This window comes from Dysgonomonas sp. 25 (assembly GCF_010501075.1).
GTDB lineage: Bacteria > Bacteroidota > Bacteroidia > Bacteroidales > Dysgonomonadaceae > Dysgonomonas.
Window position 1 is genome coordinate 76610 of sequence record NZ_QVMN01000002.1, and the last position, 12518, is coordinate 89127.

General features: G+C 45.3%; 8 protein-coding genes. All 8 read left to right on the plus strand.

Going from position 1 to position 12518, the window contains the following annotated elements; genetic code table 11:
• Positions 1–242 precede the first annotated feature (242 nt).
• The gene (locus D0T66_RS03510; RefSeq protein WP_163355662.1) at positions 243–959 is read left to right on the plus strand and encodes an NUDIX domain-containing protein; all 717 of its coding nucleotides are present in this window, start codon (positions 243–245) and stop codon (positions 957–959) included.
• A 15-nt stretch (positions 960–974) separates the two neighbouring features.
• Positions 975–2453, plus strand: a complete 1479-nt coding sequence (locus tag D0T66_RS03515) for a xylulokinase (protein ID WP_163355664.1) — start codon at positions 975–977, stop codon at positions 2451–2453.
• A gap of 105 nt (positions 2454–2558) precedes the next feature.
• The gene (xylA, locus tag D0T66_RS03520) at positions 2559–3875 is read left to right on the plus strand and encodes a xylose isomerase (RefSeq protein ID WP_163355666.1); all 1317 of its coding nucleotides are present in this window, start codon (positions 2559–2561) and stop codon (positions 3873–3875) included.
• Between the two features lie 297 nt (positions 3876–4172).
• The gene (xylE, locus tag D0T66_RS03525; protein ID WP_163355668.1) at positions 4173–5735 is read left to right on the plus strand and encodes a D-xylose transporter XylE; all 1563 of its coding nucleotides are present in this window, start codon (positions 4173–4175) and stop codon (positions 5733–5735) included.
• A 209-nt stretch (positions 5736–5944) separates the two neighbouring features.
• On the plus strand, positions 5945–6505 hold the full coding sequence (locus D0T66_RS03530) for an RNA polymerase sigma-70 factor (RefSeq protein ID WP_163355670.1): 561 nt from the start codon (positions 5945–5947) through the stop codon (positions 6503–6505).
• A 62-nt stretch (positions 6506–6567) separates the two neighbouring features.
• Positions 6568–7536: a FecR family protein gene (locus D0T66_RS03535; RefSeq protein WP_163355672.1), complete on the plus strand. Its 969-nt coding sequence runs from the start codon at positions 6568–6570 to the stop codon at positions 7534–7536.
• Positions 7537–7579: 43 nt separating this feature from the next.
• A complete protein-coding gene (locus tag D0T66_RS03540; protein ID WP_163356263.1) occupies positions 7580–10108 on the plus strand; it encodes a glycoside hydrolase family 38 C-terminal domain-containing protein in 2529 nt (842 codons plus the stop codon).
• Positions 10109–10116: 8 nt separating this feature from the next.
• Positions 10117–12447 (plus strand): GH92 family glycosyl hydrolase, encoded by a 2331-nt coding sequence (locus tag D0T66_RS03545; protein ID WP_163355674.1) that lies wholly within the window; start codon positions 10117–10119, stop codon positions 12445–12447.
• Positions 12448–12518: the final 71 nt, after the last annotated feature.

Genomic DNA, 12518 nt, shown 5'->3' on the forward strand with positions numbered 1-12518 from the left:
TAACATTTTGTTTTTGTAGGGGGCAACTACAGCCGATACCCTGCTAAAATCTTTCTGGATGCGGAAAGCTTATTGTATTAATTACAATATATATGCATGTTCTTATTGTATCTTGTATGATATATAAGTATCTGTTATACAATATTTTAACTAAAAATAAATAGTTAAACAGTATTCTTTTCCAAAGATAAATTTATACATTTGCCATACCGGCTAACCAATAAACTAAATAAACCGGCATCATGAAAAACAGCTTCATACATACCTTTGTATCCATTGACTGTGTCGTATTTGGCTTTCAGGATAATCAGCTCAATATTTTGCTGATTCAGCGCAATCCGGAACGGAACGAATCCAAAAACCTGAAGCTTCCGGGTAGCCTGATATATGACCACGAAGACGTAGACGCAGCAGCCGGAAGAGTGCTATACGAATTGACAGGCATTAAAAAAATGGCACTGAAACAATTCCGTTGTTTTTCGTCTCCTGACCGTGCCAATAAGCCCGAAGATATGAAGTGGCTCGATACGGCCTATCAACCGAATATCAATCGCCTGATAACAGTGGCTTATTTGTCGCTGTGCAAGGTAGACCACAAATTGAATACCACCTCGAAGTATAAAGAGACTAAATGGTGCCCCATAAGCCGGATACCCGAATTGCCCTTCGACCATAATCAGATAGTATCCGAATCGCTGGGCGAAGTACGCCGGTGGATAGAATATAATCCGACCATTGTCTTTGAACTCCTTCCCCGAAAATTTATGATAAGCCAATTGCATAAGTTATATGAAGCGATATACGACAAGGCAATCGATATACGGAATTTTCATAAAAAGGTGGCTGCAATGCCTTATGTAGTGGCACTTGAAGAAAAACAAAAAGCTGTTTCGCACCGGGCAGCCCGTTACTACAAGTTCGATAAAAAAGCATACAATAAACTGAAAACAAACATCTAATTATTATAACGAATTATGTATTTATTAGGATACGATATAGGAAGTTCGTCCGTAAAAGTTTGTCTGGTAGAAGCCGAATCGGGCAAAATCGTTGCCTCGGACTTTTATCCCAAACAGGAAATGGAGATAATAGCCCTCAAACCGGGATGGGCAGAGCAAAATCCCTCCGATTGGTGGGAAAACCTGAAAAAAGCTCATCAATCTGTTATGCAACAATCGGGTGTGCGCGGCGAAGATATAAAAGCTATCGGCATCACGTGGCAGATGCACGGGTTGGTATTGGTGGACAAAGACAAGAACGTCCTGCGTCCGTCTATTATCTGGTGCGACAGCCGTGCCGTACCGTATGGCGAAAAGGCATTCGAAGCGATAGGCGAGGAGAGAAGCCTCTCTCACCTGCTCAATTCGCCGGGCAACTTCACTGCATCCAAACTGGCATGGGTGAAAGAGCATGAACCGCATATCTACGAAAAAATAGATAAACTGATGCTTCCGGGCGATTATATTGCCATGAAGTTGTCGGATGAAATTGTAATGACTATAGAAGGGTTATCAGAGGGAATTTTCTGGGATTTTCAAACGAAATCACTTTCCAACGACATATTAGCACACTACGGAATCCCGGAAAGTTTCTTTCCTGAAATCAAGCCGATATTTGGCTATCAGGGCGAAGTTTCGGCTTCGGCAGCCAAAGAATTGGGATTGAAACAAGGTACGCCTATCTCGTACCGTGCAGGCGACCAGCCCAACAATGCCTTGTCGCTCAATGTGTTCAATCCGGGCGAAGTAGCCTCTACGGCAGGTACTTCGGGGGTGGTGTATGGTGTTTCGGACAAACTGGAATATGATCCGCTGTCTCGTGTAAATACCTTTGCACATGTTAATTATACGAAAGAACTCACCCGCTTGGGAATCCTCTTGTGTATCAACGGAACGGGTATTCTCAACTCGTGGCTGAAGCGCAATCTGGCTTTGGAGGGGTTGAGCTATAACGATATGAACAATCTGGCGGCGCAATCACCTGTTGGATCGAAAGGAATATCCATCATCCCATTCGGGAATGGAGCCGAGCGGGTATTGGAAAACAAGGATGTTAACTGCTCTATCCACGGCATCAACTTCAATATACACGACAAGCGTGACATTCTGCGTGCAGCACAGGAAGGCATCGTTTTCTCCTATCAATACGGTATGGAGGTGATGCGGGAAATGGGTATGAATATACACCTTATCCGTGCGGGACATGCCAATATGTTCCTCAGTCCGATTTTTGCGCAGTCGCTTGCGACTATCAGCGGGGCGACTATCGAGTTGTTCGATACCGACGGAGCAGCCGGAGCAGCACGCGGAGCAGGCATGGGAATCGGCTACTACAAATCGAACAACGAAGCATTTGCTTCTTTGGAGAAATTGGCTGTGGTAGAACCTGAAACCAACAAAAAACAGGCGTACGCAGAGGCGTATGAAGTATGGAAATCACATTTGAATCAGTAGTAAACAAGTAGACAAGTAAACAAGTAAACAAAAAGCTATCAGCTTTTCAACTCGTCAACTCAAAAAAACATAATTGTCAAACCAACTAAATAATAAAAGAAAAATATGGCAACAAAAGAGTATTTTCCAAGTGTAGGAAAAATTAAATTCGAAGGAAAAAACAGTAAAAACCCGATGGCATTTCATTACTATGACCCTGAAAAAGTAGTGAAGGGCAAAAAAATGAAAGACTGGTTGAAATTTGCGATGGCTTGGTGGCACACACTTTGCGCCGAGGGTGGTGATCCGTTTGGCCCGGGTACAAAAACTTTCCCTTGGAATGAGGGTGCAACGGCTCTGGATAAAGCAAAAGCGAAAATGGATGCCGGATTTGAGTTTATGCAAAAAATAGGTATCGAATATTACTGCTTCCACGATGTGGATTTGATAGACGAAGCCGATACAATTGAAGAATATGAAGCAAACCTGAAAGCTATCGTAGCTTATGCCAAACAAAAGCAAGCCGAAACAGGCATTAAATTGCTTTGGGGTACGGCAAACGTATTCGGTCACAAACGTTATATGAACGGTGCTGCTACCAACCCGAATTTCGATGTGGTTGCCCGTGCTGCCGTTCAGATCAAAAATGCGATTGACGCTACAATCGAACTTGGTGGTACCAACTATGTATTCTGGGGTGGCCGCGAAGGGTATATGTCTATCCTGAACACCGACCAGAAACGCGAAAAAGAACACTTGGCTCAAATGTTGACTTTGGCGCGTGACTATGCCCGTGCGAAAGGCTTTACAGGTACATTCCTTATCGAACCTAAACCGATGGAGCCGACTAAGCACCAATACGACTTCGATGTGGAAACGGTTGTCGGTTTCTTGCGCAACTATGGTTTGGATAAGGATTTCAAAATCAACATCGAAGTGAACCATGCAACATTGGCGGGACATACATTCGAGCATGAACTGGCTTGTGCCGTAGATGCCGGAATGTTAGGTTCGATAGATGCCAACCGTGGCGACTATCAGAACGGATGGGATACCGACCAGTTCCCGGTTGATTTGTACGATTTGGTGCAGGCTTATATTCAGATCATCCGCAACGATGGTTTAGGCAATGGCGGTACGAATTTCGATGCTAAAACACGCCGTAACTCAACTGATTTGGAAGATATTTTTATCGCGCACATTTCGGGTATGGATGTGATGGCACGTGCATTGGAAATTGCTGCCGACTTGCTCGATAATTCTCCTTATTGCCAGATGTTCAAAGAGCGTTATGCTTCGTTCGATGGCGGAAAGGGTAAAGAGTTTGAAGATGGTAAGCTGAAACTCGAAGATCTTGTTGCTTATGCCAAACAAAATGGCGAACCGAAACAAATAAGCGGGAAGCAGGAATTGTACGAGACACTTATCAATATGTATATTTAATATAAAAAAAATAGCAAGGTTGGTGTATATCAGCCTTGCTGTTTTATCTATATACTGGGCCTCCCCCTGCCCCTCCGTAGGAGGGGAGTAAGGCCTCCCCTGCGGGGAGGTTGGAGGGGCTAAAAGTAACCACAAAAAAAAATGCCTTTCAGAAGTATACTTTTTGGCTGCTTTTTTAATTTAATATATTTATAATCAGATAGATATGTCTCTGTAAAAAGTAACAAAAAGGTAACACTCCTGTAGTACCTAATAGGGAACTATAACTGAACAATATAAACCAAATAATACCATTATATGAAAAACGAAGCAAGTAAATCCTATACAATCGGGCTAACCCTGATTGCCACTCTCGGAGGGTTGCTTTTCGGGTACGATACGGCGGTGATTTCGGGAACAGTCGAGTCGCTCCGCCATTTCTTTATCGACCCGATGGGATTGCCCCAATTCGAGGCCAGTGCCATGGAAGGATTCGTTGTCAGCAGCGCCTTGATAGGCTGTATATTCGGTGCAGCTATTGCCGGATGGGTGAGCCAGCGCTTTGGACGGCGGAGTGCCTTGTTTGCCGCGGCACTGTTGTTTTTGTTTGCCGCAGTCGGTTCTGCATGGCCTGAGATAGGCTATGGCATGCCGGGCGACGGTAACCATACATTTGTCTATCACTTTATTATCTACCGCATCTTGGGCGGGGTAGGGGTTGGAATCGCCTCTATGGTGTCGCCGATGTATATAGCCGAGATTTCGCCTCCTAAAAAAAGAGGTAGTCTGGTGGCACTCAACCAGTTTGCCATCATCTTCGGTATGCTGGTAGTATATTTTGTCAACTACTTCATTGCCAAACAAGACTCGGGTTCGGGCGAATGGCTGCATACCGTGGGATGGCGCTATATGTTTGCCTCGCTGGGTATTCCGTCGCTCTTGTTCTTTGTGTTGCTGTTCTTTGCTCCTGAGACGCCGCGTTGGCTGGTGATGACGGGAAAACCTGCCAAAGCCGAAGGTATATTGATCAAATTGGTCGGGTTGACGGAAGCTAAACAGGAATTGAAGGATATCGAAAACAGCTTTAAGCAAGAAGAAACCGTATCATTGAAATCATACTATACCTTTATGATTACGTGGATGATACTCTTCCTTCTTATTTATTTCGGATTGAATCTGGCAGGCTATTCGAGTGCCTTCGAGATAGGGATGGTAGCCGGCTTCCTCATAGCGCTTATTGTGCCTATCAAATCGTATGGCTTTGCCATTATTATAACAGGTGTCCTCTTATCGGCCTTTCAGCAATTTGTCGGTATCAATGTCGTATTGTACTATGCTCCCGAGATATTCAAGAGTATGGGTTCGGGTACGGATTCGGCACTGTTGCAAACCATTATCGTGGGTATCGTAAACCTCTCGTTTACAACGCTTGCCATTCTTACGGTGGATAAGTTCGGGCGTAAACCATTGCTGATAATAGGAGCTCTGGTGATGGCTGTGTCGATGCTGATATTAGGCAGCTCCTTTGCAGCCGATATGCCGGGAGGAGTGAAGCTTGCCTGCATGTTGACCTATACAGCCGGATTTGCCATGTCGTGGGGACCTGTTTGCTGGGTGATGCTGGCAGAAATATTCCCTAACTCGGTACGCTCGGTGGTGATGTCTATTGCCGTAGCGGCACAATGGGTATCTAACTTCCTTGTATCGTGGACGTTCCCGATTATGGATAAGAACGAGACTTTAGTCGGCATGTTCAATCACGGATTCTCATATTGGGTTTATGGCGGATTGGCCGTAGTGGCTGCGCTGTTCGTTTGGAAGCGCATACCCGAAACTAAAGGGAAGACGCTGGAGGATATGGAGAAACTCTGGAAAAAATAAGGCTTACCGGTACTTAAATAGTAATTTTCATAAAGCCCTGTAAATCAATGCTGGTTTGCAGGGCTTTTGCATTTTAGCTAAAATAAAGTCTGTTTTGCTTTGAGGGTTTTTCGGTTTCAGTCGTTCAAATAAAATTGATATATTCGTGGATTGGATTCTATATCATACCAGCTATTAACTACCTTACTCTACTTAAAGTGTAAATCGTAATGCCTGTAGATGAGCAACATGAAAGAGATTTCAGCAATCTCTATCTTACATATTACAGCAAGCTGCTGAGGTTTGCCGAAGAATATGTCCTTTCCACAGAGGATGCCGAGAATATTGTGCAAGATATATTCCTGAAGCTATGGGAGAAGCAGGAGCTTTTGCCTTTAGTCGAGAATATCAATGCCTATCTTTTCAAGCTGATTCGCAACAGGTGCTTAGATTACCTCAAGCATCAGCTATCGGTGGAGAAATATACGAAGAATACGCAAGATGCATTCAGACTGGAACTGTCGTTGAAGCTGCATTCCTTAGACCAGTTCGACGAAGATATATTTGCCAACGAAAACATAGACAAGGTTATCATGGATGCTATCAATGAGTTACCCGACAGATGCAGGGAAATCTTCATGTTAAGCAAAATCGAAGGTCTCAAATACAAGGAAATATCCGCCCGGCTGGGGATATCGGTCAATACTGTTGAAAATCAAATAGGTATAGCCCTGAAGAAATTACGGTTGAAGTTGAAGCACTATCTTCCGCTCTTATTTTTCATTATTTAGTGATTTCTTTTAGGGGGTAGCCGGGTTAAAGTCGTTCATATATCAAAAGCAAGGAAGCAATAATGTCAGAAGAATTAGATAAATATTTCGCAGGAGAACTGAACGGGGAAGAGAAAGAAGCCTTCTTGCGTAAGGTCGAAGAGGATGAAGCATTGAAAGAAGCGTTTGTAAGGACGCAGAACCTCATGGCTTTGTCGAGCCTTGTCGAGCAAAAAGGCGATTACGACAGGGCGCAGGTGTCCTTATTCGGCTTCAAACAGGATATGCGCAAGGCTAAGAGGAAGAAGTTCTTCCTGAACTTTGCCAAATATGCTGCAGCCATCGTGCTGTTGATTGCATCGACATGGTTTGTCTCCGAGCGCTATTTCAAGCTTTCTTCGAAAGGTTCGTTTATCGAAATCGAAGTGCCGAAAGGACATCGTACCTTCCTGCGCTTGGATGACGGTTCGACCGTTTGGCTGAATTCCCGTTCGAAGTTGAGGTATCCGAGCAATTTCAATGGAGACGAGCGGGTTGTACTGCTCGATGGCGAAGCCTTCTTCTCAGTAGAGAAGGACGAATCTAAACCATTTATTGTCAAGACCTCCCGCTATGATGTGGAGGTGCTGGGTACGAAGTTCAGGGTATTGAATTATTCCGAAAAGACCATGTTCGAGACAACCTTGCTCGAAGGATCAGTCAAAGTCTTCCGCCGTAAAAACAAAAAGGACGCTTTGTTCCTCGATCCGAACGAACAGGTAGTGATGAAAAACGGTATACTCGAAAAGCGGACTATTGAAAAGCAGGATATTTCCCTGTGGGAGAACGGCTATTTCGTATTCGACAACGAGGTATTCGAAGATATTATCCGCAAACTGGAGTTGTATTACGATGTCAAATTCGTTATCCGCAACGAGAAGGCTTTATATAACAGATATACAGGCAACTTCAATGCTAACGATGGCATTATCGAGATACTGGAAGCCATACAAAAAGTCCAGAAATTCAGTTTCGACCTGAGTTCCGACCATAAGATAATCTACATCAACTGATATTGTTGTTGACAAAACAGATGCCATGAAAAATATAAGCCTGATGAGAAAAGTAGTGCTGTTCGTAATATTGGGCATGCTTCTTCTGTCGCCCGTCCGTGCGCAGCAGGCATACTTTGCCGATGGCTATCACGGTGGGATATATGGGCATTACCCGATGTGGAATACCCAATTCATGGTAGATAAACTGGCGCAGCATCCCGAGTGGAGAATCGGTTTGGAGATAGAGCCGGAGACGTGGGACACGGTGATGGTGAAAGAGCCAGAGGCATACCGCAACTTCAAAGCGATTGCCGGAAGTCGACGGATAGACTGGACGAATCCTACTTATGCTCAGCCCTATTGTTTCAATATCTCGGGCGAAAGCATTATCCGCCAGTTTCAATACGGGATGAAGAAGGTGAATCAGCATTTCCCCGATGTCCGTTTTACTACCTATTCAGCCGAAGAACCTTGCTTTACGAGCGCTTTGCCGCAAATCCTCCAACAACTTGGATTCAAATATGCTGTACTCAAAAATCCCGATACCTGTTGGGGCGGATATACCCGTGCCTATGGCGGCGAATTGGTAAACTGGGTAGGCCCTGACGGTACAGCTATGCTGACCGTTCCCCGTTATGCGTGCGAAGAACCGGAAGAAAATTCCACGTGGCAAACAAAGGCATGGAACAACTCCTCGTCTTATCTGGATGCCTGCTTTGCATACGGCATAAAGAATCCGGTGGGGATGTGCTATCAGGATGCCGGATGGAAGAACGGTCCGTGGATAGGGCATGGCGATAATATTCATAACAACTCCCAATACGTGACCTGGACGGGCTATATCGAGCATATCTCTGTTGGGCAAACCGATGATAACTGGCGTGTTTCGCAGGAAGATATGCAAGTGAGCCTTATGTGGGGAAGCCAAATATTGCAGCGCATCGCGCAAGAGGTACGGGCGTCGGAAAACAATATCGTGACGGCCGAAAAGATAGCGGCAATGGCGAATATCGAAAACGGCTACCGTCAGCCACAGACGGAAATAGATGAGGCTTGGCGTACGCTGATGATGGCACAACACCACGATTCGTGGATAGTGCCCTATAACCGCCTGAAAGAGAATCGTACTTGGGCAGAGGAAATAACCCGCTGGACGGGCAACACCGATGCAATAGCAAACAAGATAGTCGAAGAAGCTGCTTGCAGCTTCGGGTCTGCAACAAACAACAAGCCGCTCTATGTGCGGGTATTCAATACCACGGGAACGGAGCGTGACGAGGTGGTTTCCGTCGAGTTGCCTGCGGGTATAGCGGCAAATAATGTAGCAATATACAATGCTAACAATGAAAAGGTTGAGTCTTATAGCGATAAGACGATAAAAAGAAGGTTGATTTTTAGGGTTAAAGTTCCTTCGTTTGGTTATTCCACCTATCGTATCGGTTGGGCAGAATCGGAGTCGAATTACCGTTCGGGTATTTCGTTCGATTCGGATGGGAATTGTATCATGCAGAATGATATGTATAAACTTATCGTCGATCGGTCGAAAGGTGGGGTGATCAAAAGCCTTGTGGCAAAACAATTAGGTAATAAAGAGTTTGCTGATGCCGGCAATTCTTTTGCATTGGGTGAGATACGCGGGTTCTTCTACGAAGAAGGCAACTTCCGCACATCCGTCGAGGCGCCCGTTAAGATTACCGTACTCAACGATAACCCGTTGGAGACAAGTATACGCATCGAGGGCGAAATAGCTTCGCACCCTTATTCGCAGGTCATAACATTGAAGGCTGGACAACGAAACATCGATTTCCGACTGAATATAGATTGGAAAGACAACGTCGGGATAGGCGAATACCGCCAACAGGACAACTGGCGCGAAAACAGGCGTGCATTCTACGACGACCGTTATAAATTGAGTGTCTTGTTCCCGACCAGGCTTTCGAATCCCCAATTATATAAAGATGCCCCATTCGATGTATGTGAAAGCCGTTTAGACAATACATTCTATAATACATGGGACAATATCAAACATACGATTATCCTGCATTGGGTGGACTTGGCAGAGAAAGAGAACGATTATGGCTTAGCCCTTTTCTCCGACCACACGACTACCTATTCCTATGGCGAAGACTTCCCTTTGGCGCTGACCGCCCAATATTCGGGAAAAGGCTTGTGGGGACCCGATTATAAAATCACTCGTCCGCTGGAGATGAAATATGCCCTTGTGCCGCATCGGGGGAAATGGGACGAAGCTTCTGTGTCGGCTGAAAATGCCAATTGGAACGAGCGACTGATAACAACTCTCGGGAATACCCTTCCGATGGAGGATAAATCCTTTATTGACATTGAAAGTACAGGTTATGAAATAACGGCGGTTACAGAGAGCGAAGGCGATATTCTAATCCGCCTCTTCAATGCCGAAGGCGATGACGGATTGAAGCAAATCCGCTTCAATTTTCCTATTGCCAAAGTCGAAGAAGTAGACTTAAACGGGCGGTTATTGTCCGTCCCGAAAATAGAAAAGAATCAGCTTGCTCTCTCGATGCCTCGCTTCGGCCTGAGAACATTGCGAATAAAGAAATCTAACATATAAGTGAATTTATGAAAAAAGGTATAGGTAAATTATGGTTAATTTGCACTCTTCTGATAATAACAGGTTGTACTACGCACGACACAAATAATAACCTCTCCCCGTCGGATTATGTCAATCCGTTTATCGGGGCAAGCACAAGTACCCGCGATGCAGGCGTCTATCACGGATTAGGTAAGACTTTTCCGGGAGCGACTACTCCCTACGGAATGGTTCAGGTCAGCCCCAACACCATAACGGGCGGCGACAACAGCCCGGGATACAGCTACGAGCATAAAACGATAGAAGGATTCGCCTTCACACAGATGAGCGGTGTAGGCTGGTATGGCGATTTAGGCAACTTCCTCGTTATGCCGACTACAGGCAAACTGCAAACCATTGCCGGAAAGGAAGACGGCTCTATAAAAGGTTATCGTTCGGCATATAATAAAACCACCGAAACCGCCAAAGCCGGGTATTATTCGGCAGAACTGACCGATTACAACATAAAAGTCGAAGCGACGGCTGCTCCCCATAGTGGCATGCTCAAATTTACTTTCCCGAAAAATAAGGAATCGAGAATACAAATCGACTTGGCACGCAGGGTAGGAGGGACGTCTACACGCCAATACATAAAAGTGCTGGACGCCTATACCATTCAGGGATGGATGGAATGTACGCCCGACGGCGGAGGCTGGGGCAATGGCGATGGCAATTCGCGTTACATCGTTCATTTCTATGCCAAATTCAGCAAGGCGCTTAGCGACTACGGCTTCTGGAGTGCGGACATCCCCGATACGTGGGAGCGCAAAAGAGATGAGGTTGTCAGTGTTCCTTATCTGGCGCGTGTTTCGCAAGCTCCGATAATCAAGGATAAGGAAGCATTGGAAGGAAAACATTTGGGTTTCTATACGCAATTCGAAACAAAAGAAAATGAAGAGGTTACGCTAAAAGCCGGTATCTCATTCGTGGATATGGAAGGCGCGAAAAAGAACTTCGAAGCAGAGATTGCAGACAAAGATTTCGACCAGATTCGCAACGAAGCCAAAGCCGCTTGGGATAAAGAACTTAGCCGGATAGAAGTACAAGGGGGTTCGAAAGATGAGAAAACCATATTCTATACGGCGCTCTATCACACCATGATAGATCCGCGTGTTTATTGCGATGTAGACAACCGCTATGTAGGTGGCAACGGCGAAATATATACCTGTACCGATTTCACCAAACGCACTATTTTCAGCGGATGGGATGTATTCCGTAGCCAGTTTCCGTTGCAGACGATTATCAATCCTCAGTTGGTCAACGACGAATTGAACTCGCTGATTACCCTTGCCGACCAAAGCGGGCGCAAATATTACGAGCGTTGGGAGCTGTTGAATGCTTATTCCGGTTGCATGATTGGCAATCCGGCCTTATCGGTTCTTGCCGACGCTTATCTCAAAGGTATTCGCGGGTACGACATTGATAAGGCTTACCAGTATGCGCTTAATACCTCCAAAAAGTTCGGCAACGATTCGCTCGGATATACGCCGAATCCGCTTAGCATTTCGCATACATTGGAGTATGCTTATACCGATTGGTGTATTGCGCAATTAGCCAAAGAATTAGGAAAGACAGAAGACGAAGAATCCTTCTTGAAAAAGAGCCAGGCATATCACAATATTTTCGATAAGGAAAAAGGCTGGTTCCGTCCACGCAATCCCGATGGTTCGTGGGAGGCATGGCCCGAGAATGCCCGTCTGGTGGAGTGGTACGGCAGCATTGAATGCAATCCGTATCAACAGGGATGGTTCGTTCCGCACGATGTGCCGGGAATGGTAGAGCTGATGGGCGGCCGCGAGAAGGTAATCGAAGACCTGACTTACTTCTTCGACCATACGCCTAAAAATATGCTTTGGAATGATTATTACAACCATGCCAACGAACCTGTACACTTAGTGCCGTTCCTCTTCAACCGCCTCGAAACACCTTGGCTGACGCAGAAGTGGACGCGCGAAATATGCGAAAAAGCCTATTCCAATTCCGTAGAAGGAATTGTCGGAAACGAAGATGTCGGTCAGATGTCGGCGTGGTATGTGCTCGCGGCGTCGGGCATTCATCCGGCTTGTCCGGGCGATACGCGCTACGAGATAACGAGCCCTGTATTCAATAAGATAGAAATCAAATTAGATCAACAGTATTTCAAAGGAGAGAAGTTTACCATAATCGCCCGAAACAACCTGCCCGAGAATATTTATATCCAGAAAGCAACTTTGAATGGAGAAGAATATAATAAGTGTTATATTGATTTTCAGGATATTGTAAACGGTGGAACACTCGAGTTGTATATGGGCGATAAACCGAACGAGCGTTGGGGTAACTAATCGTCCTCTATCTTATAAGGAAAAGGCTTATGAAGATTCATAGGCCTTTTTCAGATAAAAATACATTCTCC